Source organism: Streptomyces sp. Go-475, assembly GCF_003330845.1.
Taxonomy (GTDB): Bacteria; Actinomycetota; Actinomycetes; order Streptomycetales; family Streptomycetaceae; genus Streptomyces.
The window spans coordinates 4268494-4293264 of record NZ_CP026121.1; the positions used below are offsets into that span (position 1 = coordinate 4268494).

Annotated in this window: 23 protein-coding genes and 1 tRNA gene; 13 read left to right on the forward strand and 11 right to left on the reverse strand. The window is 68.7% G+C overall.

What is annotated here, in order from left to right; translation table 11 throughout:
- Window positions 1-19: 19 nt before the first annotated feature.
- From sigM to trxA, 4 genes are all read left to right on the forward strand, one after another.
- Window positions 20-745 (forward strand): RNA polymerase sigma factor SigM, encoded by a 726-nt coding sequence (gene sigM, locus C1703_RS19725; protein ID WP_114254119.1) that lies wholly within the window; start codon window positions 20-22, stop codon window positions 743-745.
- A complete protein-coding gene (locus C1703_RS19730; RefSeq protein ID WP_114254120.1) occupies window positions 742-1677 on the forward strand; it encodes a hypothetical protein in 936 nt (311 codons plus the stop codon). The genes sigM and C1703_RS19730 overlap by 4 nt, the downstream gene beginning before the upstream one ends.
- Window positions 1678-1867: 190 nt before the next feature.
- Window positions 1868-2836, forward strand: coding sequence for a thioredoxin-disulfide reductase (gene trxB, locus C1703_RS19735; RefSeq protein WP_114254121.1), 969 nt, complete (start codon window positions 1868-1870; stop codon window positions 2834-2836).
- A gap of 44 nt (window positions 2837-2880) precedes the next feature.
- Entirely contained in the window at window positions 2881-3213 is a 333-nt protein-coding gene (gene trxA, locus C1703_RS19740; protein ID WP_010032728.1) for a thioredoxin, read from the forward strand.
- A 117-nt stretch (window positions 3214-3330) separates the two neighbouring features.
- On the opposite strand, the gene C1703_RS19745 is transcribed toward trxA, so the two are convergent.
- From C1703_RS19745 to rpmH, 9 genes are all read right to left on the reverse strand, one after another.
- Window positions 3331-3948 carry a GNAT family N-acetyltransferase gene (locus C1703_RS19745; protein WP_114254122.1) on the reverse strand — a complete coding sequence of 206 codons (618 nt, stop codon included), beginning with the start codon at window positions 3946-3948 and terminating at the stop codon, window positions 3331-3333.
- Window positions 3949-4267: 319 nt separating this feature from the next.
- Window positions 4268-5368, reverse strand: a complete 1101-nt coding sequence (locus C1703_RS19750; RefSeq protein WP_114254123.1) for a ParB/RepB/Spo0J family partition protein — start codon at window positions 5366-5368, stop codon at window positions 4268-4270.
- Window positions 5365-6441 (reverse strand): ParA family protein, encoded by a 1077-nt coding sequence (locus tag C1703_RS19755; protein WP_114257502.1) that lies wholly within the window; start codon window positions 6439-6441, stop codon window positions 5365-5367. The genes C1703_RS19750 and C1703_RS19755 overlap by 4 nt, the downstream gene beginning before the upstream one ends.
- A 265-nt stretch (window positions 6442-6706) precedes the next feature.
- Window positions 6707-7423 carry a 16S rRNA (guanine(527)-N(7))-methyltransferase RsmG gene (rsmG, locus tag C1703_RS19760; RefSeq protein WP_114254124.1) on the reverse strand — a complete coding sequence of 239 codons (717 nt, stop codon included), beginning with the start codon at window positions 7421-7423 and terminating at the stop codon, window positions 6707-6709.
- A gap of 125 nt (window positions 7424-7548) precedes the next feature.
- On the reverse strand, window positions 7549-8061 hold the full coding sequence (locus tag C1703_RS19765) for a R3H domain-containing nucleic acid-binding protein (protein ID WP_010032717.1): 513 nt from the start codon (window positions 8059-8061) through the stop codon (window positions 7549-7551).
- Between the two features lie 15 nt (window positions 8062-8076).
- On the reverse strand, window positions 8077-9354 hold the full coding sequence (gene yidC / locus C1703_RS19770; protein ID WP_114254125.1) for a membrane protein insertase YidC: 1278 nt from the start codon (window positions 9352-9354) through the stop codon (window positions 8077-8079).
- Window positions 9355-9357: 3 nt separating this feature from the next.
- Entirely contained in the window at window positions 9358-9732 is a 375-nt protein-coding gene (gene yidD / locus C1703_RS19775) for a membrane protein insertion efficiency factor YidD (protein ID WP_114254126.1), read from the reverse strand.
- Window positions 9729-10100 (reverse strand): ribonuclease P protein component, encoded by a 372-nt coding sequence (gene rnpA, locus C1703_RS19780; RefSeq protein ID WP_114254127.1) that lies wholly within the window; start codon window positions 10098-10100, stop codon window positions 9729-9731. The genes yidD and rnpA overlap by 4 nt, the downstream gene beginning before the upstream one ends.
- Window positions 10101-10121: 21 nt before the next feature.
- Window positions 10122-10259 (reverse strand): 50S ribosomal protein L34, encoded by a 138-nt coding sequence (gene rpmH / locus C1703_RS19785; protein ID WP_003956500.1) that lies wholly within the window; start codon window positions 10257-10259, stop codon window positions 10122-10124.
- 374 nt (window positions 10260-10633) lie between these two features.
- On the opposite strand from rpmH, the gene dnaA reads away from it, so the two are divergent.
- The 9 genes from dnaA (at window position 10634) to C1703_RS19835 (ending at window position 23615) form a co-directional block, all read left to right on the forward strand.
- Window positions 10634-12712, forward strand: coding sequence for a chromosomal replication initiator protein DnaA (gene dnaA / locus C1703_RS19790; protein ID WP_114254128.1), 2079 nt, complete (start codon window positions 10634-10636; stop codon window positions 12710-12712).
- An 883-nt stretch (window positions 12713-13595) separates the two neighbouring features.
- The gene (gene dnaN, locus C1703_RS19800) at window positions 13596-14726 is read left to right on the forward strand and encodes a DNA polymerase III subunit beta (protein ID WP_114254130.1); all 1131 of its coding nucleotides are present in this window, start codon (window positions 13596-13598) and stop codon (window positions 14724-14726) included.
- Between the two features lie 184 nt (window positions 14727-14910).
- On the forward strand, window positions 14911-15786 hold the full coding sequence (gnd, locus tag C1703_RS19805; RefSeq protein WP_114254131.1) for a phosphogluconate dehydrogenase (NAD(+)-dependent, decarboxylating): 876 nt from the start codon (window positions 14911-14913) through the stop codon (window positions 15784-15786).
- A gap of 36 nt (window positions 15787-15822) precedes the next feature.
- Window positions 15823-16944, forward strand: coding sequence for a DNA replication/repair protein RecF (gene recF, locus C1703_RS19810; RefSeq protein ID WP_114254132.1), 1122 nt, complete (start codon window positions 15823-15825; stop codon window positions 16942-16944).
- Window positions 16941-17471, forward strand: coding sequence for a DciA family protein (locus C1703_RS19815; protein ID WP_114254133.1), 531 nt, complete (start codon window positions 16941-16943; stop codon window positions 17469-17471). Before recF ends, C1703_RS19815 begins: the two co-directional genes overlap by 4 nt.
- A gap of 388 nt (window positions 17472-17859) precedes the next feature.
- The gene (gene gyrB / locus C1703_RS19820; protein WP_114257503.1) at window positions 17860-19920 is read left to right on the forward strand and encodes a DNA topoisomerase (ATP-hydrolyzing) subunit B; all 2061 of its coding nucleotides are present in this window, start codon (window positions 17860-17862) and stop codon (window positions 19918-19920) included.
- Between the two features lie 42 nt (window positions 19921-19962).
- Window positions 19963-22557, forward strand: a complete 2595-nt coding sequence (gene gyrA / locus C1703_RS19825; protein ID WP_114254134.1) for a DNA gyrase subunit A — start codon at window positions 19963-19965, stop codon at window positions 22555-22557.
- 19 nt (window positions 22558-22576) lie between these two features.
- Window positions 22577-23395 carry a DUF3566 domain-containing protein gene (locus C1703_RS19830; RefSeq protein WP_114254135.1) on the forward strand — a complete coding sequence of 273 codons (819 nt, stop codon included), beginning with the start codon at window positions 22577-22579 and terminating at the stop codon, window positions 23393-23395.
- Window positions 23396-23538: 143 nt separating this feature from the next.
- Window positions 23539-23615: transfer RNA gene (locus tag C1703_RS19835), tRNA-Ile, on the forward strand.
- 84 nt (window positions 23616-23699) lie between these two features.
- Here the strand turns inward: C1703_RS19835 and C1703_RS19840 are convergent.
- Entirely contained in the window at window positions 23700-24116 is a 417-nt protein-coding gene (locus tag C1703_RS19840; protein WP_232840534.1) for a hypothetical protein, read from the reverse strand.
- A gap of 253 nt (window positions 24117-24369) precedes the next feature.
- On the reverse strand, window positions 24370-24735 hold the full coding sequence (locus C1703_RS19845) for a DUF6344 domain-containing protein (RefSeq protein ID WP_114254136.1): 366 nt from the start codon (window positions 24733-24735) through the stop codon (window positions 24370-24372).
- Between the last annotated feature and the right edge of the window lie 36 nt (window positions 24736-24771).

The window sequence follows — 24771 nt, forward strand, 5'->3', positions numbered from 1 at the left end:
CGACAGGGAAGGGGGTTCGATGGCGGACCGCGCCGAGCACAGCGGTGCAAGTGATCAGGACCTCCTCGCCCGGCATGTCGAGGGCGACCCCGACGCCTTCGGTGAGATCGTGCGGCGGCACCGCGACCGGCTCTGGGCCGTCGCCCTGCGGACGCTGGGGGACCGCGAGGAGGCCGCTGACGCGGTGCAGGACGCCCTCGTCTCCGCCTACCGGGCCGCCCACACCTTCCGGGGCCAGTCGGCCGTCACAACCTGGCTGCACCGGATCACGGTGAACGCCTGCCTGGACCGCGCCCGCAAGGTGGCCTCCCGCAAGACGTCTCCGGTCGACGACACCGAGCGCCTGGAGCAGCTGCTGGAGCCGCACGAGTCGGCCTCGGCCCCCGCCGAGCGCCACGATCTCCACCGGCAGCTCATCGAAGCCCTGGGCACCCTGCCGGCGGACCAGCGCGCGGCGCTCGTCCTGGTGGACATGCAGGGCTACCCGGTCGCCGAGGCGGCCCGCATCCTCGATGTGCCGACCGGCACGGTGAAGAGCCGGTGCGCACGCGGCAGAGCCAGACTCCTGCCGCTGCTCACCCATCTCCGGCCGGATGGCACCGTCGGGGAGAAGAAGCCGGGCGGGGAACGGAACCGGACGCAGGGGCCGACCGTCCCACCCGCAGCGGGACCACAGCGAGCGGAACCACCCGAGACAGGACCGAGCGACCCAGCGGCAGTGAAGGGCGGAGGTGGACGAGCGTGACGTCGACAACAGACATGGCCGGGCACCCGGACGTCGCGGAGATCTCCGACCTCGCCGAGGGCCTCCTCCCACCGTCCCGGACCACCGACGTACGCCGGCACCTGGAGGAGTGCGAGCTCTGCGCGGATGTCTACGCCTCCCTGGAGGAGATCCGCGGGCTGCTCGGCACCCTGCCGGGCCCGCCGCGCATGCCCGCCGATGTCGCGGGCCGTATCGATGCCGCTCTCGCCGCCGAGGCCCTGCTGAACGCCATAGAGCCGGATTCCGCGGAGAGCGGTGTCCCGGTGAGCACTTCACTTGACGGGCCCGAGCACGACAGCGGTGCGCATGTTTCACGTGAAACATCGACGCCCGCCGATCGCCCCGCTGACCGGCCCGCCGGTCGCCCGCGCTCTTCCACCACCGGCCCGGGCCGCAAGGACCGTACGCGGAACGGTCGCCGCAGGATCGCCGTGCTGGGGACCGTCTTCACGGTCGCCGCCCTGGGACTGGGCTCCGTCCTGCTGTCGTCACTCGGCGACAACAAGCCGCCCCACGACAGGGCGGGCGGCCCACAGACCACCCCCGCGGACACCTTCTCCGAGGGGAAGCTGCAGAAGCAGGTCACCGATCTTCTGGCCGAGAGCAAGACCGAGGGCGGCGGCTCCCGTACCCCCATGGGCGCCGCGACGGCCCCCGGCACCAACCACCCCAAGGCCGCCCAGGACGTCGTGGTGCCCGGCTGCGTCCGCGACGGCATCCAGCGCGACGACGCCGCCCTCGCCGTCGAGAACGGCAGGTATCAGGGGAAGAAGGCCATGCTCGTGCTGCTCCGCGATGCCGACGACGCCAACCGGGTCACGGCCTACATCGTCGACGCGACCTGTGTGGATCCCCAGGCGTCCACCACCCGCGGCAAGATCCTCCTGGAGCGCTCCTACCCGTCCTCCTGAGTGAGGGCTTCCTTTCCGGCGTCCTCTCCGCTTCGCCTTCTCCCTGTGTGGCATCCGGCACGGATCCGCATCTCCGTGTGCCCGGACACAGTGGGAATGCGCGCCCCTTAGGATCCGTTGGGTGGGGTGAGAGTTCCGAGAGAAGCTCCCACCGGTCGAACGACGCAGAGCAGAGACGAGGAAACAAGCCGTGAGCGACGTCCGTAACGTGATCATCATCGGCTCCGGGCCCGCCGGCTACACGGCGGCGCTCTACACCGCGCGCGCGTCGCTGAAGCCACTGGTGTTCGAGGGCGCCGTCACCGCCGGTGGCGCGCTCATGAACACCACCGAGGTGGAGAACTTCCCCGGCTTCCAGGACGGCATCATGGGCCCCGAGCTCATGGACAACATGCGCGCCCAGTCGGAGCGCTTCGGAGCCGAGCTCGTCCCGGACGACGTGGTGGCCGTCGACCTGACCGGTGAGATCAAGACCGTCACGGACACGGCCGGCACCGTCCACCGGGCCAAGGCCGTCATCGTCGCCACCGGCTCGCAGCACCGCAAGCTCGGTCTGCCGAACGAGGACGCGCTGTCCGGCCGGGGCGTGTCCTGGTGCGCCACCTGTGACGGGTTCTTCTTCAAGGACCAGGACATCGCCGTCATCGGTGGCGGCGACACCGCGATGGAGGAGGCCACCTTCCTTTCGCGGTTCGCGAAGTCCGTGACCGTCGTCCACCGCCGCGACACCCTGCGCGCCTCGAAGGCCATGCAGGAGCGCGCCTTCGCCGACCCGAAGATCTCGTTCGTGTGGGACAGCGAGGTCGCCGAGATCCAGGGCGACCCGAAGCTCTCGGGCCTGAAGCTGCGCAACATCAAGACCGGCGAGCTTTCGGACCTGGCGGTGACCGGTCTGTTCATCGCCATCGGCCACGACCCCCGCACCGAGCTCTTCAAGGGTCAGCTCGACCTGGACGAAGAGGGCTACCTGAAGGTGGACGCGCCCTCGACGCGCACCAACCTGACCGGTGTCTTCGGTGCCGGCGACGTGGTGGACCACACCTACCGTCAGGCGATCACCGCGGCCGGCACCGGCTGCTCCGCCGCTCTCGACGCCGAGCGCTACCTCGCCGCCCTCGCGGACGAGGAGCAGCCCGAGCCCGAGAAGACCGCTGTCTGACCTCTCCCTACCCGCCCCACGCACCAACAATTAAGGAGCCCGCCGTGGCCGGCACCCTGAAGAATGTGACCGACGACTCCTTCGAGCAGGACGTCCTCAAGAGCGACAAGCCCGTCCTCGTGGACTTCTGGGCCGCCTGGTGCGGTCCCTGCCGCCAGATCGCGCCGTCCCTCGAGGCGATCGCCTCCGAGTACGGCGACAAGATCGAGGTCGTCAAGCTGAACATCGACGAGAACCCGGGTACGGCCGCCAAGTACGGCGTCATGTCCATCCCGACCCTGAACGTCTACCAGGGCGGCGAGGTCGCCAAGACCATCGTGGGCGCGAAGCCGAAGGCCGCGATCGTTCGCGACCTCGAGGAGTTCATCGCCGAGTAAGGCGGCTGAGCCGTCGCACCGGCGGTGCATGTTTCACGTGAAACACGAATGGGCCAACCCGGAAGGGTTGGCCCATTCGTTTGACTGTTGTCCTGCTCCAGAGTGGCTCATGTTCCGCTACAGCGGTCGGAGCGCCGGCTCCTTCTGCACGGCTCCCAGGAGCCGGTCCAGCGCCATCTCGACGTCCTCCTTCCAGGAGAGCGTCGATCTCAGTTCCAGTCTCAGCCGGGGATGGGTGGGGTGTTGTCGGACCGTCTTGAAGCCCACCGCCAGGAGATGGTCGGCGGGCAGCACACAGGCCGGTTCCTTCCAGCGCGCGTCTCCGAACGCCTCGATCGCTTTGAAGCCACGCCGCAGCAGATCCTTCGCGACCGTCTGGACCATCACGCGGCCCAGCCCCTGCCCCTGGTAGCCCGGCAGGATGAACGCGGTCATCAGCTGGACCGCGTCAGGGGAGACGGGACTCGTGGGAAACGCCGTGGAGCGGGGCACATAGGCGGGAGGGGCGTACAGCACGAAGCCCACCGGCACCTCGTCGACATAGACCACCCGACCGCAGGACCCCCAGTCCAACAGGACCGCCGAGATCCAGGCCTCCTTCTCCAGCGCCGGCGTGCCCGCCTTTACCGCGGCCTCACCGCTGACGGGGTCGAGCTCCCAGAAGACACACGTGCGACAGCGTTTGGGGAGGTCCTGAAGGTTGTCCAGCGTGAGCGGTACGAGCCGACGCCCCATGAAGGCTGTTCCTCGCTTCCTTCGCCCGCCGCATCGCAGGCGGCTGTCAGAGCGCTCCGTTCCCTGAGGAGACTGCCGATGAACCCACCGACGGCTCCCAGCCCCAGACCGGCGCTCACCAGTCCGGTGCGGCTCATCGTTCGCATGGCCCCTGCCTCCGTCTCAGAGGTGCTCCGGGTGGTCGCGCCCTACCCGAACGCATCGTATCCACGATGCGATTCCATCGATACCGCCAGAAAGGAAAGAGCGGGCCACGTTCCGGTACACACCGGACACGGCCCGCTCTGTCGGATGCGCAGTCGAGGCTCCAGCCGGAGGCTCAGGACTCGCTCTCCTCCGAGTCGCCCTCCGCGAGGCTCTTCTGCAGGACCGGGCCCTCGCCCGGCGCGAGAGACCCGAGGATCCGCTCAAGGTCCTCCATGGAGGCGAACTCGACGGTGATCTTCCCCTTCTTCTGCCCCAGGTCGACCTTCACCCGCGTCTCGAACCGGTCCGAGAGCCGCGTGGCGAGTTCGGACAGCGCCGGAGAGACCCGGGCACCGGCCCGAGGGCCCTTGGGCCGCTGAGCCTTCTGCGGCCGCGACCCCATCAGGGTCACGATTTCCTCCACCGCCCGCACCGAGAGCCCCTCGGCCACAATGCGGTGGGCCAGCCTGTCCTGCTCCTCCGAGTCCTCCACGGACAGCAGCGCCCGCGCATGACCGGCGGAGAGCACTCCGGCGGCGACCCGGCGCTGCACGGCCGGCGAGAGCTTCAGCAGACGCAGTGTGTTGGAGACCTGCGGACGGGAACGGCCGATGCGGTCCGCCAGCTGGTCATGCGTGCAGTTGAAGTCCCTGAGCAACTGGTCGTAGGCGGCTGCCTCTTCCAGGGGGTTCAGCTGCGCGCGGTGCAGGTTCTCCAGCAGAGCGTCCAGGAGGAGCTTCTCGTCCTCCGTGGCCCGCACGATCGCCGGGATCGCCTCCAGCCCCGCCTCACGGCAGGCACGCCAGCGGCGCTCGCCCATGATGAGCTCGTAGCGGCCGGAACCCACCTGCCGCACTACGACCGGCTGGAGGAGCCCCACTTCCTTGATGGAGGTGATGAGTTCGGCGAGCGCGTCCTCGTCGAAGACCTCACGCGGCTGCCGCGGGTTCGGCTTGATGGAGTCGAGGGGGATCTCGGCGAAGTGCGCACCGATGGGCGCCGCAGGCGCGGCGGGAGCGCTGGGCTGCGCCGGCTCCTCTGTTTCACGTGAAACAGTCGGCAGAGTCGTCACCTTCGCTGCGGCGACCCCGCGGTCGTTCGGCAGCACGGGCACGGCCGCGGGGGATGTGGGAGCAGCGCTCCCCGCGGCTGCCTGGGCCACCGACTTCTCCGTCGGTGCAGCAGGGATCAGTGCGCCGAGACCACGGCCCAGCCCCCTCCGTCGCTCGCTCACTGAATGCCCTCCACCATGCTCGGATCGTTCTGCTGTACGCCGATGTGGGCGTGCGTCGCGTCATAGCTGACGCCCACGCCCTTCAGCGCGATCTCTCGTGCCGCCTCAAGATAGGAGAGGGCACCACTCGAACCAGGATCGTAAGTCAGTACCGTCTGCCCATAGCTCGGCGCCTCCGAGATACGGACGGATCGGGGGATGCTCGTGCGCAGCACCTCGTCGCCGAAGTGGGTGCGGACCTCTTCCGCGACCTGGGACGCGAGCCGCGTCCGGCCGTCGTACATGGTGAGCAGGATGGTCGACACGTGCAGGCCAGGGTTGAGGTGCCCGCGCACCAAGTCGACGTTGCGCAGCAGCTGCCCCAGCCCCTCCAGCGCGTAGTACTCGCACTGGATCGGGATCAGGACCTCCTGGCCCGCCACCAGCGCGTTGACCGTCAGGAGACCGAGTGAGGGCGGGCAGTCGATGAGGATGTAGTCCAGCGGCTGCTCGTACGCCTGGATGGCGCGCTGCAGCCGACTCTCCCGTGCCACCAGGGACACCAGCTCGATCTCCGCACCGGCGAGATCGATCGTGGCGGGGGCGCAGAAGAGGCCCTCGACATCGGGGACCGGCTGGACGACCTCGGAGAGCGGCTTGCTTTCCACCAACACGTCGTAGATGGACGGGACTTCGGCGTGATGGTCGATGCCCAGCGCGGTGGACGCATTCCCCTGCGGATCGAGGTCGACCACCAGAACCCGGCTGCCGTGCAGCGCCAGTGACGCGGCGAGGTTGACGGTCGTCGTCGTCTTCCCCACGCCACCCTTCTGGTTGGCGACCACCATGATTCGGGTCTGCTCGGGCCGTGGCAGACCCTCGCCGGCGCGGCCTAGAGCCTCTACCGCCAGTTGGGCAGCACGACCGATGGGAGTGTCGTCCATCGGAGGCGGTGTTTCACGTGAAACATCCGCCCCCATCGACTCGGTACGGGGACCGGGGACCGGATCGGTCATCGGTCCCGCGATGTTGGCGTCGGACCGCAAGGATTCACTCTCCTCGACTTCAGGCTCGCGATGAACAGAGCCTCCCATGTCTTCGGGGTCGTGAACCAGTGAGGCCTGGCGTTCTGTGGAGAAATCCACCTCTGTGGACAACTCAGGTCCCTCATCGAGTGAACCGAGAGGCTTACGGTCGCGGGGTTCGGCCGCAGCGCGGCCACGACTGATGATGCCGTGCAGCAGTGAGCGACGTTTCACGTGAAACACGATGCACAGCAGCCGTGGCCGGATTGCCGCGACACTCCGGCATGCATAGGTTTGGCAGCTTGTGTGGAGTACGTCTCGTCCGCAGGACGGATCAGCGTCGCCGACGTGTGCGACCCGTACGAGCCGCCTTGGCCCGCTTCGCGGCGAAGCGCACGCCACCCGGGCTCTCCCCGACCTCGACCCGCACGACCGTGGACATCGGGTCGACCACGCCCTCGCCCACATGCAGGATGGAGGTCTCCACGGCCCCCAGCTTGCTGAGAGCCGTCGACGCGCTCTTCAGCTCCTCCTCGGCCGCGTCACCCTTGAGCGCGAGCATCTCCCCGTACGGCCGCAGCAGCGGGATGCCCCAGGTGGCGAGACGGTCGAGCGGCGCGACGGCTCGGGCGGTCACGACGTGGACGGGCTGGATCTTCCCCATGACCTCCTCGGCCCGGCCGCGGACCACGGTCACATGGTCGAGGCCGAGCAGCTCCACGACCTCGGTGAGGAAGGTGGTGCGCCGGAGCAGCGGCTCCAGCAGCGTGATCTTCAGGTCTTCCCGGACCAGCGCCAGCGGAATGCCGGGCAGGCCGGCACCTGAGCCGACATCGCACACCGTCACGCCCTGCGGCACGACCTCCGAGAGCACCGCGCAGTTCAGCAGGTGCCGCTCCCACAGGCGGGGCACCTCACGCGGGCCGATGAGACCGCGCTGCACGCCCGCCTCTGCGAGCAGCTCGGCGTACCGCACCGCATCCGCGAAGCGCTCACCGAACACCTCGCGCGCCTGCTCGGGCGCGGGGGGAAGCTCCGCTGCCTCCGTCACGGGGGACCGTCCTTCCGTACCGTGTCAGCGCACCCAGCGCCGACACCAGAACCACCAGAACTATCAGGCTGACAAAGTTCGGCCCCGTCTGCGCAACAGACGGGGCCGGGGAACGTACGGGCCGGTCAGGCGGGAAGCACGACGACGAAGCGCTGCGGTTCCTCGCCCTCGGACTCGCTGCGCAGGCCCGCGGCCTTGACCGCGTCGTGCACGACCTTGCGCTCGAACGGGGTCATGGGCTTCAGCTTCACGGCCTCACCGCTGCTCTTGGCCTCGGCGGCGGCCTTGGCGCCCAGCTCGGACAGCTCGGAACGCTTCCGGGCGCGGTATCCCGCGATGTCGAGCATCAGACGGCTGCGGTCACCGGTCTCGCGGTGCACGGCCAGACGGGTGAGCTCCTGGAGCGCCTCCAGCACCTCGCCGTCACGGCCGACCAGCTTCTGCAGGTCACGGCTGCCCGTGTCGCTGATGATCGAGACGGAGGCGCGGTCGGCCTCGACGTCCATGTCGATGTCGCCGTCGAGGTCGGCGATGTCGAGCAGACCCTCCAGGTAGTCCGCCGCGATCTCGCCCTCCTGCTCCAGGCGGGTCAGGGTGTCTGCACCCTCGGCAGCGGCGGAGGTGGTGCCTTCCGTCACGGGATGGACTCCTTCTTACTTCTTGGACGGGGACTTGGGCCGCTGCGGACCCTTGCGCTGTCCGGACTGGGCCTTGCTGCGGGTACCGCTGCCGGGCTTCGCGCCGCCCTTCTTGGCGGCGGCTGCGGGCTTGGCGTCCTCGGGTTCGTCGGACTTGGTCAGCGATGTCTTCGGCTCGTGCTCACCGGCCGCCTTGGGGGCGGCGGACTGGCGCTGAGCCTTGGACTGCCGCTTGGGCTGCTGACGCTTCGGCGTGCCGGTGGCGGTCGGCGTACCGTCCTCGGCCTGGGCGGCGGCCGCGGTCTCGCTCTTGATCACCGTGCCGTCGGCCTGGGCGGCGAGTCCGGCCTTGCTCAGGCCGTTGATGAACTTCCGCTCGAACTCGTTGCGGTCGCGGCCCTTGGCGACGATCGCCTTCACGATGGCCCGGTCGCGGCGCCGGCTGACCTTGTTGTGCTGCGTGACGTGCTTGTGCAGGCGCTCCAGGTACGAGGCCTGGGCCTTGGAACCCGGGGTGGGGTTGTTGTGGATCACGTACATCTGCTGGCCCATGGTCCACACGTTGGTGGTCAGCCAGTAGACGAGGACACCCACGGGGAAGTTGATGCCGAAGACGGCGAACATGATCGGGAAGACGTACATCAGCATCTTCTGCTGCTGCATGAACGGCGTCTTCACCGTGGTGTCGACGTTCTTCGTCATCAGCTGGCGCTGGGTGAAGAACTGCGACGCCGACATCAGGACGATCATGACGGCGGTGACCACGCGCACGTCGGTGAGGGAGGCACCGAGCGCCTCCACCTTCGACGAGCTGTCGGTGAACTTCACCGCCAGGGGCGCGCCGACGATGTGCGCCTTCTGGGCACTCTGCAGAAGGCTGGTGTTGATCACGCCGATGGTGTCGTTCGACGCGATGCTGTTGAGCACGTGGTACAGGGCGAAGAAGAACGGGGACTGCGCCAGGATGGGAAGGCACGAGGACAGCGGGTTGGTGCCCGTGTCCTTGTACAGCTTCATCATCTCTTCGGACTGACGCTGCTTGTCGTTCTTGTAGCGCTCCTGGATCTTCTTCATCTCGGGCTGGAGCGTCTGCATGGCCCGGGTCGCCTTGATCTGCTTCACGAAGAGCGGGATCAGGCAGATACGGATCAGGATCACCAGGGACACGATCGACAGGCCCCAGGCCCACCCGGTGTCGGGGCCGAAGAGGGCGCCGTACACCGTGTGGAACTGGACGATGACCCAGGAGACGGGTGTGGTGATGAAGCTGAAGAGGCTGGCAATCGTGTCCACTAATCATGCTCCTTGGGCATGGGACGGTGTCTCTGCGGCCGGGCTCGAAGGACTCGACGGACTTGTGGGAGAAGTCTGTCCCTCGATGGCCGGGTCGGCGGCGGAGGGCCCGCCCTTGCGTGCACGCCACGCGTTACGCAGCATTTCGTGCCACCGCGGGCGCTTACGCGGCGGGACATGGTCCACACCGCCCAGCGACCACGGATTGCACCGCAGGATGCGCCAGGCCGTGAGTGCCGTTCCCTTGATGGCACCGTGCCGGTCGATGGCCGTGTAGCCGTAGTGGGAGCACGACGGGTAGTACTTGCAGACCGGCCCGAGCAGCGGACTGATCGTCCACTGGTAGAGCTTGATCAGAGCCAGCAGCGGGTACTTCATCGCGCGCCCCCTCCCAGCAGCCGCTGAAGAGCGGCGTCCAGGTCTCGGGCCAGCTGTGCATGGTCGGCGTCGCCCGATCCGGGCAGCGCTCGTACGACTACCAGGCTACCGGGGGGCAGCAGGGCGACTCGCTCGCGCATCAGGTGGCGAAGCCTGCGCTTGACCTTGTTGCGGACCACGGCACCACCCACGGCCTTGCTCACGACGAAACCCGCACGCGACGGGGGAGCGCTCTCCCCAGGCGCGTGCGGGTCCGTGGCACCGCTACGAAGGTGGACGACGAGGGTAGGGCGTCCGGCCCTACGACCCCGTCGCACCGCGGTCGCGAAGTCCTCGCGCCGCCTCAGCCGGTTCTCGGTGGGCAGCACGACGTCATGACCTGATCGGGATCAGGCGGACAGGCGGGCGCGACCCTTGCTACGGCGGGACGCGAGAATCGCGCGGCCGGCACGGGTGCGCATACGCAGCCGGAAGCCGTGGGTCTTCGCGCGACGACGGTTGTTCGGCTGGAAGGTGCGCTTGCTCACTCGGGGGCTCCAGAAGAAATCGGTAGTTGCGGGGTGCCGTCCTGGCTGTCACCGTGCGCCCACGAGTAGCTCGCAGTTACGCCCGAGTGCACCGCTTACCGATCACCCCAGTGACCTGTGCCCATCGGAGGCAGGCGGCAGCAGCCATCGACAACTCGACCTGGTTACGGTACGCGCGGCTACGCCATCCGGTCAAACCAGGAGTCGCCGGGAGACACTTGTCCACAGCCTGGGGACAACAACTTGAACCGCACCCGCCGCCCTGACTACCGTGACTGGACTCCGATTCGTTCCCTTATCCCTGCCCGACCCGATTTACATCCCGACCCGTCCCCGGATCACACCTTCGAGGGACCCGTGAGAGAGCGTGCCCTGTGGCTGACGTACCTGCCGATCTTGCCGCAGTGTGGCCACGCGTATTGGAGCAACTCCTCGGGGAGGGCCGCGGCCAAGGCGTCGAGGCGAAGGACGAGCACTGGATCCGGCGCTGCCAGCCGCTCGCGCTGGTCGCGGACACCGCCCTGCTCGCCGTACCGAACGAATTCGCGAAGGGCGTGCTCGAGGGCCGGCTGGCGCCGATCGTCAGCGAGACGCTGAGCCGCGAATGCGGCCGCCCGATCCGGATCGCGATCACCGTCGACGACTCGGCGGGCGAGCCCCCGGCCACGCCGGCGCCCCCCGCCCGCCCCCAGCCGCGCTACGAGGAGCCCGAGCTCCCGTCCGCACGCCAGGAACGCGACCCGTACGACGCCCGCCAGGACCGCGACGGGTATGAGGCCCGCCAGGACCGCGACGGCTACGACGGCCGCCCGGACCGCGACGGCTACGACGCGCGCCAGGAACGTGACGCGTACGACAACCGCCAGGACCGCGACGGCTACGACAGCCGCCCGGACCGTGACGGTTACGAGGGGTACGGACGGCACCGCGCGGAGCCGCTGCCGGGGACATCCGGCGATCAGCTTCCGCCTACGCGCGCAGACCAGCTTCCGACGGCCCGCCCGGCCTACCCCTCCGAGTACCAGCGCCCCGAGCCCGGCTCCTGGCCGCGGCCGACGCAGGACGACTACGGCTGGCAGCAGCAGCGCCTCGGCTTCCCCGACCGTGACCCGTACGCGTCACCGTCACAGGACTCCTACGGCGGGCAGGACTCCTACGGCTCCCCCAAGGAGCCCTACGGATCGCAGGACTACCGCCCGCAGCCCATGGAGCGCCCCTCCTACGAGCCGCCGCGCTCCGACTACGAGCCGTCACGCCCCGACTACGACCAGCGCGACCCGGTCCGCCGGGAGCTGCCGGAGCCGCCGCCCGGCTCGGGGCACGTGCACCGGGGCGGCCCGGTCGGCCCGAACCTGCCCACCACCGGCGCGCCCGGCCCGCTGGCCGCGCAGCCCGCGCCGGCGACCGGCCCGGGTGAGCCCACCGCGCGTCTGAACCCGAAGTACCTCTTCGACACGTTCGTCATCGGCGCCTCCAACCGCTTCGCGCACGCCGCCGCGGTCGCCGTCGCCGAGGCGCCGGCGAAGGCGTACAACCCGCTGTTCATCTACGGGGAGTCCGGGCTCGGCAAGACGCACCTGCTGCACGCCATCGGGCACTACGCGCGCAGCCTCTACCCGGGCACGCGGGTGCGGTACGTCAGCTCGGAGGAGTTCACCAACGAGTTCATCAACTCCATCCGCGACGGCAAGGGCGACAGCTTCCGCAAGCGGTACCGCGAGATGGACATCCTGCTCGTCGACGACATCCAGTTCCTGGCGGACAAGGAGTCGACGCAGGAGGAGTTCTTCCACACGTTCAACACCCTGCACAACGCCAACAAGCAGATCGTGCTGTCCAGCGACCGGCCGCCCAAGCAACTGGTGACGCTGGAGGACCGGCTGCGGAACCGTTTCGAGTGGGGCCTGATCACCGACGTCCAGCCGCCGGAGCTGGAGACGCGCATCGCGATCCTGCGCAAGAAGGCGGTCCAGGAGCAGCTGAACGCCCCGCCGGAGGTGCTGGAGTTCATCGCGTCCCGGATCTCGCGGAACATCCGTGAGCTGGAGGGCGCGCTGATCCGGGTCACGGCGTTCGCCTCGCTCAACCGGCAGCCGGTGGACCTGGGGCTGACGGAGATCGTCCTCAAGGACCTCATCCCCGGCGGCGAGGACTCCACGCCGGAGATCACCTCGACGGCCATCATGAGCGCGACCGCCGACTACTTCGGCCTGACGATCGAGGACCTGTGCGGCAGCTCGCGAGGCCGCCAGCTCGTCACGGCCCGCCAGATCGCCATGTACCTGTGCCGTGAGCTGACGGACCTGTCGCTGCCGAAGATCGGCGCGCTGTTCGGGGGCCGCGACCACACGACGGTCATGCACGCGGACCGCAAGATCCGCAATCTCATGGCCGAGCGCCGCTCCATCTACAACCAGGTCACGGAGCTGACCAACCGCATCAAGAACGGCTGATGGCGACGGCAGTACGCCGCGGTACGCGGGACAGCAGTACGCCGCTACGCCGCTGAGGGCGCCCCCTGTGACTTCGGGGGGCGCCTTCTTCATGTGCCGTCCTGTTCGAATACCCGCCGCGTTACGGCCTCCCTCCACAGATTCGCGGACTTTCTGCCGTCCACATCCTGGGGACTGGGGAGTTGTCCAGATCGTGTCCACAGGGAGCGCTGCCGAAAGACCATCAGACCAGCTCACGTGGTTGTGGATCGGTGGACGAACGATCTCCACAGACTGTGGACGAAGCGGGGATCCACAGGCTGTGCACCGAGTTGTCCACGGGCAACCCACAGGCTGGGGGCGGTTGTCCCCAGCAATCGGCGGCTTCTCCACATCCCTGTCCACTGTTCGGCAACGCGACGCGCCTCCTCACCGGGTCGAGTGAAAGGCGTCACACAAAGCTGCCGGGTTGGGCTGTGGGAAAGGTGGGTAAAGCTGGGGACAGCACTGGGGAGAACTCGCCTCACCCTGTGCACGGGGTGTGCAGAACTTTCTGTTCTCCACAGCGGCACCAGGTTGTCCACCGCTCGCGCCCACAGGCCCGGTGGACAAAATTTCCGCTCTGAGCTGGGCAAACGTGGTTATCCACGGTATCCACAGGCCCTACTACTACGTCCGACTAGAGAGAGAGCGGAATTCGTTTCGAAGCGGGTCCTGTGCACAACTCGCTCTCCGGTGCCCGACCGCCCCTCGTCACGACTTGACCCCGAGAGGCACCTACTGTCAGTGCCGTGCGTCAGACTGGTCCCCGGTGTCCTCCCCATCCCGGGGACCGTCGACACCGAGACAGACGACGAGGGCCAGGCAGAGCGAGAAGCGCCGGCAACAGCAGGAGGCGGCAACAGTGAAGATCCGGGTGGAACGCGACGTACTCGCGGAGGCAGTGGCCTGGGCGGCACGCAGCCTCCCGGCCCGTCCGCCGGCGCCGGTCCTCGCCGGCCTGCTGCTGAAGGCCGAGGACGGCCAGCTGAGCCTGTCCAGCTTCGACTACGAGGTCTCCGCACGCGTGTCGGTGGAGACGGAGGTCGAGGAGGAGGGCACGGTCCTGGTCTCCGGCCGCCTGCTCGCGGACATCTGCCGCGCGCTCCCGAACCGCCCGGTGGAGATCTCCACAGACGGTGTACGGGCGACGGTGGTCTGCGGATCCTCGCGGTTCACACTCCACACCCTGCCTGTGGAGGAGTACCCGGCCCTGCCGCAGATGCCGAACGCGACGGGCACGGTCCCGGGCGAGGTCTTCGCCTCAGCGGCCGCCCAGGTGGCCATCGCCGCGGGCCGTGACGACACGCTGCCGGTCCTCACAGGCGTCCGCATCGAGATCGAGGGCGACACGGTCACGCTGGCGTCCACCGACCGCTACCGCTTCGCGGTCCGCGAGTTCCTGTGGAAGCCGGAGAACCCGGAGGCCTCCGCGGTCGCCCTGGTGCCCGCCAAGACGCTCCTGGACACCGCCAAGGCCCTGACCAGCGGCGACCAGGTGACCCTGGCGCTGTCCGGCTCGGGCTCGGGCGAGGGCCTGATCGGCTTCGAGGGCGCCGGCCGCCGTACGACGACCCGCCTGCTGGAGGGCGACCTCCCGAAGTACCGCACGCTGTTCCCGACGGAGTTCAACAGCGTCGCCGTCATCGAGACGGCCCCCTTCGTGGAGGCCGTCAAGCGCGTGGCCCTGGTCGCCGAGCGCAACACCCCGGTGCGGCTGAGCTTCGAGCAGGGCGTGCTCATCCTGGAGGCCGGCTCCAGCGACGACGCACAGGCTGTGGAAAGGGTCGACGCCCAGCTGGAGGGCGACGACATCTCCATCGCCTTCAACCCGACGTTCCTGCTGGACGGCCTGAGCGCCATCGACTCCCCGGTGGCCCAGCTCTCCTTCACGACGTCCACGAAGCCGGCGCTGCTCAGCGGCAGGCCCGCGGTGGACGCCGAGGCGGACGAGGCCTACAAGTACCTGATCATGCCCGTCCGGCTGAGCGGCTGAGGCTCTCCTCGGGAGCCGTTGTCCACAGGCTGAGGACAAACCCGCAGGTGAGGGCGTGCGACTGAGCGCGTATGCCCACAGATGTGCGCGAGCGTCCGGGTCTAGGCTCGGACGTGGGTACGAAAGTGCCTGGCGGTACGAACGTGCCGCCACGCCACGTCGCAGAACCTAAGGAACACAACTGATGGAGCTCGGTCTCGTCGGCCTCGGCAAGATGGGCGGCAACATGCGCGAGCGGATCCGCCGCGCGGGCCACACCGTCTTCGGATACGACCGCAACCCGGACCTCGCCGATGTCCACAGCCTGCAGGAGCTTGTGGGCAAGCTCAGCGGGCCGCGCGTGGTCTGGGTGATGGTCCCGGCGGGCGAGCCCACGCAGTCCACGATCGACGAGCTCGCCGAGCTGCTGGAGCCGGGCGACGTCGTCGTGGACGGCGGCAACTCCCGCTGGACGGACGACGAGAAGCACGCCGAGGAGCTGGCGGCCAAGGGCATCGGCTTCGTCGACTGCGGTGTCTCCGGCGGCGTCTGGGGCCTGGAGAACGGCTACGCGCTGATGTACGGCGGCGACGCGGAGAACGTCGCCAAGGTGCAGCCGGTCTTCGACGCCCTCAAGCCCGAGGGCGACTTCGGCTCGGTGCACGCCGGCAAGGTCGGCGCCGGCCACTTCGCGAAGATGGTCCACAACGGCATCGAGTACGCGATGATGCAGGCTTACGCCGAGGGCTGGGAACTGCTGGAGAAGGTCGACTCCGTGACCGACGTCCGGGAGGTCTTCCGCTCCTGGCAGGAGGGCACGGTCATCCGCTCCTGGCTGCTGGACCTCGCGGTCAACGCGCTCGACGAGGACGAGCACCTGGACCGGCTCCGGGGTTATGCACAGGACTCCGGCGAGGGACGCTGGACCGTGGAGGCCGCCATCGACAACGCGGTGCCGCTGCCGGCGATCACCGCGTCGCTGTTCGCGCGGTTCGCCTCCCGCCAGGAGGACTCGCCCCAGATGAAGATGATCGCGGCGCTGCGGAACCAGTTCGGCGGCCACGCGGTCGAGAAGAAGTAAGCACCACCGAGGTCCTGGGAGGTCGGCGAAACGACCATGCACGTCACGCATCTGTCGCTGGCCGACTTCCGCTCCTATCCCCGGGTCGAGGTCCCGCTCGACCCGGGGGTGACGGCCTTCGTCGGGCCGAACGGGCAGGGCAAGACCAACCTCGTCGAGGCCGTCGGCTATCTCGCCACCCTCGGCAGCCACCGGGTCTCCTCCGACGCCCCCCTGGTCCGCATGGGCGCCGAGCGCGCGATCATCCGGGCCCAGGTGAGGCAGGGCGAGCGGCAGCAGCTGGTCGAGCTCGAGCTCAACCCGGGCCGCGCCAACCGCGCGCGTATCAACAGGTCCTCGCAGGTCAGGCCGCGTGACGTGCTGGGGATCGTACGGACCGTCCTGTTCGCGCCGGAGGATCTCGCCCTGGTCAAGGGCGACCCCGGGGAGCGGCGCCGCTTCCTCGACGAGCTGATCACCGCCCGCTCCCCGCGCATGGCAGGGGTCCGCTCCGACTACGACCGGGTCCTCAAGCAGCGCAACACCCTGCTGAAGTCGGCCGCGCTGGCCCGTCGCCACGGCGGCAGCAGCATGGACATGTCCACGCTCGACGTGTGGGACCAGCACCTCGCGCGCGCCGGCGCCGAGCTGCTCGCCCAGCGGCTGGATCTGATCGCCACGATCCAGCCACTGGCCGACAAGGCGTACGAGCAACTGGCCCCCGGCGGCGGCCCGGTCGCGCTGGAGTACAAGCCGTCCGCGCCGGGCGAGGCGCACACGCGCGAGGACCTTTTCGAGCAGCTGACGGCAGCCCTCGCCGAGGCCCGCAAGCAGGAGATCGAGCGGGGTGTCACGCTGGTCGGCCCGCACCGGGACGACCTCCAGCTCAAGCTCGGCCAGCTGCCCGCCAAGGGCTACGCCTCCCACGGCGAGTCCTGGTCGTACGCGCTGGCGCTGCGCCTGGCCTCGTACGACCTGCTCAGGGCCGAGGGCAACGAACCCGTGCTGGTGCTCGACGACGTCTTCGCCGAGCTGGACACCCGGCGCCGTGAGCGCCTCGCCGAGCTGGTCGCGCCCGGCGAGCAGGTCCTGGTGACCGCTGCGGTCGACGACGACGTACCGCATGTGCTGTCCGGGACGCGGTTCGCCGTGTCCGAGGGGGCGGTGGAGCGCGTATGAGCGGGCAGGAGCCGAAGAAGACCCCCGAGCCGTCCGGGGTCGATCTCGCGCGCGTGGCGCTCCGCGCGGCCAAGGAAGCCGCCCGCGCGCGGGGGGACGCGGCGCAGCAGAAGAAGCAGGCGCGCCGCGGTGGCGGACTGCGCTCCGGCGCGCACGCCGACGGCCGCGACCCCATGGCGCTCGGCGCCGCGATCAACCGGCTGATCACCGAGCGCGGCTGGGAGGCCCCCGCCGCGGTGGGCGGGGTGATGGGCCGCTGGCCGCAGATCGTCGGCGAGAAGCTCGCCGACCACTGCCTGCCGCAGAGGTACGACGAGGACGAGCGCATCCTGATCGTGCAGTGCGAGTCGCCGGTCTGGGCGACCGAAGTGCGCCGACTCGCTCCCACCCTGGTCGCCCGTCTCAACGAGGACCTGGGCCACGGCACCGTGCGGCAGATCAAGGTCATGGGACCCGGTGGTCCCGCCCGCCGCTACGGCCCCCTGCGCGCCCCCGGCAGCAGTGGTCCTGGCGACACCTACAGGTGACTTACGTCACGTCTCGACGGCCCGGTTCGGCGGGCGTGGCCCTCCCGTCGCGGCACCGCACACGGTTGCGAATCGCGACCTGACTCCGAAGTAGCCAAGGGTTGACGGCCGAAAGCGCTGAGTGGCTCCGTGAGCCTCTTGGAGCCCCCATCCGCATATCGGGAGTCGGACAAGACCCGTCGAGGGCGGCACATGCGGACTCAGGTACCGGCAAACCCCCATCAGTGTCAGTGCTACCGGTAGACTGGGAGCAATCCCGCCCCACTCGCTGGGGACCGTCCGGGAAAAGCTGAGCAACGCTGATCAAGGCTTACCAACGCAACATGCCGCAGCCGCTCCGGCAACCCGCCGACGAGCCCGGCTCGTGCTGTGCCAGAAAGGGCGCTTCGTGGCCGATTCCGGCAACCCCAACGAGAACATCCCGTCCACCGACGCAGGCGTGACCAGCGAGGCGATCACCTCCAACGGCGAGGTCACCGCCTCGTACGACGCCAGTGCCATCACCGTCCTCGAGGGTCTGGACGCGGTCCGCAAGCGACCCGGCATGTACATCGGCTCGACCGGTGAGCGAGGACTGCACCACCTCGTGTACGAGGTCGTCGACAACTCCGTCGACGAGGCGCTGGCCGGTCACGCGGACACGATCGACGTGACGATCCTCGCCGACGGCGGTGTGCGGGTCGTCGACAACGGCCGTGGCATCCCGGTGGGCATCGTCCCGTCCGAGGGCAAGCCGGCCGTCGAGGTCGTGCTGACCGTGCTGCACGCGGGCGGCAAGTTCGGCGGCGGCGGCTACGCGGTCTCCGGTGGTCTGCACGGCGTCGGCGTCTCGGTCGTGAACGCCCTGTCCAGCAAGGTCTCCGTCGAGGTGAAGACCGACGGTCACCGCTGGACGCAGGAGTACAAGATGGGCGTCCCCACGGCGCCGCTCGCCCAGCACGAGGCCACCGAGGAGACCGGCACGTCGGTCACCTTCTGGGCCGACGGCGACATCTTCGAGACCACCGAGTACTCCTTCGAGACGCTCTCGCGGCGCTTCCAGGAGATGGCGTTCCTCAACAAGGGCCTCACGATCAGGCTCACCGACGAGCGCGAGTCCGCGAAGGCCACCTCCGGGGCGGACGAGGCGGGCGCCGACGAGACCGCCGACGTCAAGACGGTCACGTACCACTACGAGGGCGGCATCGTCGACTTCGTGAAGTACCTCAACTCCCGCAAGGGCGAGGCGGTCCACCCCACCGTCATCGACCTGGAGGCCGAGGACAAGGACAGGCAGCTGTCCCTCGAGGTCGCCATGCAGTGGAACGGCGGCTACACCGAGGGCGTGTACTCGTTCGCCAACATCATCCACACCCACGAGGGCGGTACGCACGAAGAGGGCTTCCGCGCCGCGCTGACCTCGCTGATCAACAAGTACGCGCGCGACAAGAAGCTGCTCCGCGAGAAGGACGACAACCTCACCGGTGACGACATCCGCGAGGGTCTGACCGCGATCATCTCGGTGAAGCTGAGCGAGCCCCAGTTCGAGGGCCAGACGAAGACCAAGCTGGGCAACACCGAGGCCAAGACCTTCGTGCAGAAGGTCGTCTACGAGCACCTCGCCGACTGGCTCGACCGCAACCCGAACGAGGCCGCGGACATCATCCGCAAGGGCATCGCGGCGGCCACCGCGCGCGTGGCGGCCCGCAAGGCCCGTGACCTGACCCGCCGCAAGGGCCTGCTGGAGACGGCGTCCCTGCCGGGCAAGCTCTCGGACTGCCAGTCGAACGACCCGACCAAGTGCGAGATCTTCATCGTCGAGGGTGACTCCGCCGGCGGCTCGGCCAAGTCCGGCCGCAACCCGCAGTACCAGGCGATCCTCCCGATCCGCGGCAAGATCCTCAACGTCGAGAAGGCGCGCATCGACCGGATCCTGCAGAACCAGGAGATCCAGGCGATGATCTCCGCGTTCGGCACGGGCGTGCACGAGGACTTCGACATCGAGAAGCTCCGCTACCACAAGATCATCCTGATGGCGGACGCCGACGTCGACGGCCAGCACATCAACACCCTGCTGCTGACCTTCCTGTTCCGCTTCATGCGGCCCCTGGTCGAGGCCGGGCACGTGTACCTCTCCCGTCCGCCGCTCTACAAGATCAAGTGGGGCAAGGACGACTTCGAGTACGCGTACTCCGACCGTGAGCGCGACGCCCTGATCGAGATGGGCCGCAACGCCGGCAAGCGCATCCGCGAGGACTCGGTCCAGCGCTTCAAGGGCCTCGGCGAGATGAACGCCGAGGAGCTGCGCATCACGACCATGGACCAGGAGCACCGCGTCCTCGGCCAGGTCACCCTCGACGACGCCGCCCAGGCCGACGACCTGTTCTCGGTCCTCATGGGCGAGGACGTCGAGGCCCGCCGCGCGTTCATCCAGCGCAACGCCAAGGACGTCCGCTTCCTCGACATCTGAGTCGGTCTCAGCTGACCGCACCAGGAAGGACCTTCACCAGCAATGACCGACGAGAACACTCCCGTGACGACGCCCGAGGGTGACGCCCTGGCCATGCGCGTCGAGCCCGTCGGGCTCGAGACGGAGATGCAGCGCTCGTACCTCGACTACGCGATGTCCGTCATCGTCTCGCGTGCGCTGCCCGACGTCCGCGACGGCCTCAAGCCCGTCCACCGCCGTGTGCTGTACGCCATGTACGACGGCGGCTACCGCCCCGAGCGCGGCTTCTACAAGTGCGCCCGCGTCGTCGGCGACGTCATGGGCAACTACCACCCGCACGGCGACTCCTCCATCTACGACGCGCTCGTGCGCCTCGCCCAGCCCTGGTCGATGCGCATGCCGCTCGTCGACTCCAACGGCAACTTCGGCTCCCCGGGCAACGACCCGGCCGCGGCCATGCGGTACACCGAGTGCAAGATGGCGCCGCTGTCGATGGAGATGGTCCGCGACATCGACGAGGAGACCGTCGACTTCACGGACAACTACGACGGCCGCTCCCAGGAGCCGACCGTCCTGCCGGCCCGCTTCCCGAACCTGCTGATCAACGGCTCGGCCGGTATCGCGGTCGGCATGGCGACCAACATCCCGCCGCACAACCTGCGCGAGGTCGCCGCCGGCGCCCAGTGGTACCTGGAGAACCCCGAGGCCTCGCACGAGGAGCTGCTGGACGCGCTCATCGAGCGCATCAAGGGCCCGGACTTCCCGACCGGCGCGCTGGTCGTCGGCCGCCGGGGCATCGAGGAGGCGTACCGCACCGGCCGCGGCTCCATCACGATGCGTGCGGTCGTCGAGGTCGAGGAGATCCAGAACCGCCAGTGCCTGGTGGTCACCGAACTCCCGTACCAGGTCAACCCGGACAACCTCGCCCAGAAGATCGCCGACCTGGTGAAGGACGGCAAGATCGGCGGCATCGCGGACGTCCGCGACGAGACGTCGTCCCGCACGGGCCAGCGGCTCGTCATCGTGCTCAAGAGGGACGCGGTCGCCAAGGTCGTCCTCAACAACCTCTACAAGCACACCGACCTGCAGACGAACTTCGGCGCCAACATGCTGGCGCTGGTGGACGGCGTGCCGCGCACGCTCTCGCTCGACGCGTTCATCCGCCACTGGGTGACGCACCAGATCGAGGTCATCGTCCGCCGCACGCGCTTCCGGCTACGCAAGGCCGAGGAGCGGGCGCACATCCTGCGTGGCCTGCTGAAGGCCCTGGACGCCATCGACGAGGTCATCGCGCTGATCCGGCGCAGCGACACCGTCGAGATCGCCCGCGGGGGCCTGATGAGCCTCCTGGAGATCGACGAGATCCAGGCCAACGCCATCCTCGAGATGCAGCTGCGCCGACTGGCCGCCCTGGAGCGCCAGAAGATCGTCCAGGAGCACGACGAACTCCAGGCGAAGATCAACGAGTACAACGAGATCCTGGCCTCCCCGGCCCGCCAGCGGGGCATCGTCAGCGCCGAACTGGCCGCGATCGTCGAGAAGTACGGCGACGACCGCAAGACGAAGCTGATCCCCTACGAGGGCGACATGTCCATCGAGGACCTGATCGCCGAGGAGGACATCGTCGTCACGGTCACCCGGGGCGGCTACATCAAGCGCACCAAGACCGACGACTACCGCGCCCAGAAGCGCGGCGGCAAGGGAGTGCGCGGCACGAAGCTCAAGGAAGACGACATCGTCGACCACTTCTTCGTGTCCACCACGCACCACTGGCTGCTGTTCTTCACCAACAAGGGCCGTGTCTACCGCGTCAAGGGCTACGAACTGCCCGACGCCGGCCGGGACGCGCGCGGTCAGCACGTCGCGAACCTGCTCGCCTTCCAGCCGGACGAGGCGATCGCCGAGATCCTGGCGATCCGCGACTACGAGGCCGTTCCGTACCTCGTGCTCGCCACCAAGGCCGGACTTGTGAAGAAGACGCCTCTGAAGGATTACGATTCGCCCCGCTCCGGCGGTGTGATCGCGATCAACCTCCGCTCGATGGAGGACGGTTCGGACGACGAACTGATCGGAGCCGAACTCGTCTCGTCCGACGACGATCTGCTTCTGATCAGCAAGAAGGCACAGTCGATCAGGTTCACCGCCTCGGACGAAACCCTGCGTCCCATGGGCCGTGCCACCTCCGGTGTCAAGGGCATGAGCTTCCGCGAGGGTGACGAGCTGCTCTCGATGAATGTTGTTCGACCCGGTACGTTCGTGTTCACTGCCACAGACGGCGGGTACGCGAAGCGGACCGCCGTCGACGAGTACCGCGTCCAGGGTCGCGGCGGCCTCGGCATCAAGGCCGCCAAGATCGTCGAGGATCGCGGCTCCCTCGTCGGCGCGCTGGTGGTCGAGGAGACCGACGAGATCCTCGCCATCACGCTGTCGGGCGGTGTGATTCGTACGCGAGTCAACGAGATCAGGGAAACCGGCCGTGACACCATGGGCGTCCAACTGATCAATCTGGGCAAGCGCGATGCCGTCGTGGGCATCGCTCGCAACGCCGAGGCGGGGCGCGAGGCGGAGGAGGTCGACGGCGACGTGGTCGTCGACGAGATCGCCGACGGTGCCGCCGTCACCGGCACGGACGAGGGTGAGGCGCCCTCGGCCGAGTAGGCACGAGGAGTGAGTCAGCGTGAGCGGAGCCACGGGCGCCGGACCGAGCGGTACCTCGACGGGTACGGACACGGACGACGGCGGCCGTGGCTCCGCCGCGCGTGCGGCGGACCCGCACACGACCAACCTGAAGGCGATCAAGTCCCCGACCAAGGACGCGCCCTCGCCTGAGTCGCAGGAATCCCAGGGGGGAACCGTGACGGACACTCGAGGTCCGCAGACACAGCAACAGAAGAAGAAGGGCGCGTCAGCGTCCGCTTCTGGCGCCCAGCCGCAGCCGCAGCCCCAGCCGGCCGCGGAGGAGCAGGGCGCCGCCGCGGCCTCCCCGCTCCCCGGGGAACGGCAGAAGCAGCAGCCGGCCGGGCCGTACCACCCGCCGCAGGCCTACCCGGCGCAGCAGGAGGCGGCTCCCGGCGCCGCCGCGGCCGCGGTACGGCGTCCGCGCACGGGGGCGCGGACCACGCCCCGGGTCCGCAAGGCGCGGCTGCGGGTGGCGAAGGCCGACCCGTGGTCGGTGATGAAGGTCAGCTTCCTGCTCTCCATCGCCCTGGGCATCTGCACGATCGTCGCGGCGGCCGTGCTGTGGATGGTCATGGACGCCATGGGCGTCTTCTCCACGGTCGGCGGCACGATCTCCGAGGCGACCGGCTCGAACGAGTCCAACGGCTTCGACCTCCAGGCCTTCCTGTCGCTGCCCAACGTCCTGATGTTCACGTCGATCATCGCGGTCATCGACGTCGTCCTGGCGACGGCCCTCGCGACGCTCGGCGCGTTCATCTACAACCTCTCCGCGGGCTTCGTGGGCGGTGTGGAGCTGACGCTCGCCGAGGACGAGTGACGCGCCTCTGACGTGCTGCGGGTGTCCCGGTGACGGTGCTGCGGGTGCCCTGGTGACGGTGCTCCGACAACCGATTTTGGGACTGCCCATGTCGTGCGCTAATCTTCAGGAGTCAGCGCGCGGGACACCCCGCAGAGCGCGGCGGGGCTATAGCTCAGTTGGTTAGAGCGCATCCCTGATAAGGATGAGGCCACAGGTTCAAATCCTGTTAGCCCCACCAGCGAGAAGACCCCCAGTCGGTAGCGGCTGGGGGTCTTTGACATCCATGTGAGCTGAGCGCGTCGGTGACGTGCCGCGGCGGTTTTCAAGGCCGTGTACGGATCGACGTGCCCAAAGCGTCGAGTGCACCCACGGCCGCGTGGACATGGGCCGGACCGCGACGCAACCGTTCTCCCGCGCACCACCAGAACAGTCGCTCCTGGGCATCCTCCCTTGGATGCATGCCCAGGCCATGCTCGGGGCACAGCGGCCACGCCTGCCACAGAAGCTCCACGACAGTCTCCTGTGCGGCATCGGCGACGCTCGCCAGCGCGGAGGCAAGGCTGTCCTGCGAGTTCGGTTCCAGGTGATTGCCGTGCCACTCGCCGTTGGCCATGGCGACGTAGACGTACTCCGGCTCATCCGCATCGTTGGACGGAAGAGCCAGCAGGCGCAGAGGTTCCAGCTGGGGAAGCGTCACCGCCAGGTCCCGGTTCAGCAGGGTGAGAGCCTGGTCCCACACTGGGTACTCGCCCGGCGAGACGCGGCGAGGCTCAGGGGGGTCGAAAAGAGCGCACATGAGCACCATCCTCCGCCACGCCGGCACAATCCAAGGGTGCCTCCCGGGTGCTCGCGGTGATCGCCGTGGTCGTCGCCGTGCTGTCGTGGTGGCAGGGACATGCGAAGACCCCGGCCGGGAGTGGCCGGGGTCTTCAGGGTCTCTGGTGAATCGTGGGGGTACGCAAGATCGCCAGGACGTACCAGGGACCGGGCGTTCAGCGCTTGAGGGGTGTGAGGCGGGAGGCGGCGGGGTCGTCCTCGTCGTCCGTGTCGTCGTCCGCGCAGTCGGTCGTGGTCGTCGCCGTCGAGTCCGTGAGGGAGCGGTGGCGGCAGCGCGGGGACTTGCCGTGGGCCTCGGCGCGGATGCGCTGTTTCATCGTGGGGGGCAGGGCCCTCGCCTGGGACCAGGGGGCCGCCGCGGGTGCCGTCCGCTGATGCGGGATGCGGTCGCTGTTGCGCTTCTGCTCGGCCTGCGGTACTGCCGCGGCGGCGGTCGTGGTGATGAATCCGAGCGCCGTGCACAGGGCGAGGAAGGCGGTGACGATGGCGGTCCACAGCTTCATGACCTTGTTCCGGGCCATGGCCCCTCACTTTCGGGTTGGGCGATTTGCGTACTT

Bases quoted from the DNA above. Each gene is read 5' to 3' on its own strand.
- sigM (WP_114254119.1), top strand. From the start codon at position 20: ATGGCGGACCGCGCCGAGCACAGCGGTGCAAGTGATCAGGACCTCCTC.
- C1703_RS19745 (WP_114254122.1), bottom strand. From the start codon at position 3,948: ATGGGGCGTCGGCTCGTACCGCTCACGCTGGACAACCTTCAGGACCTC.
- C1703_RS19755 (WP_114257502.1), bottom strand. From the start codon at position 6,441: ATGGGAGGCTCTGTTCATCGCGAGCCTGAAGTCGAGGAGAGTGAATCC.
- yidD (WP_114254126.1), bottom strand. From the start codon at position 9,732: ATGAAGTACCCGCTGCTGGCTCTGATCAAGCTCTACCAGTGGACGATC.
- gnd (WP_114254131.1), top strand. From the start codon at position 14,911: ATGGAGCTCGGTCTCGTCGGCCTCGGCAAGATGGGCGGCAACATGCGC.
- recF (WP_114254132.1), top strand. From the start codon at position 15,823: ATGCACGTCACGCATCTGTCGCTGGCCGACTTCCGCTCCTATCCCCGG.
- C1703_RS19815 (WP_114254133.1), top strand. From the start codon at position 16,941: ATGAGCGGGCAGGAGCCGAAGAAGACCCCCGAGCCGTCCGGGGTCGAT.
- gyrA (WP_114254134.1), top strand. From the start codon at position 19,963: ATGACCGACGAGAACACTCCCGTGACGACGCCCGAGGGTGACGCCCTG.
- C1703_RS19845 (WP_114254136.1), bottom strand. From the start codon at position 24,735: ATGGCCCGGAACAAGGTCATGAAGCTGTGGACCGCCATCGTCACCGCC.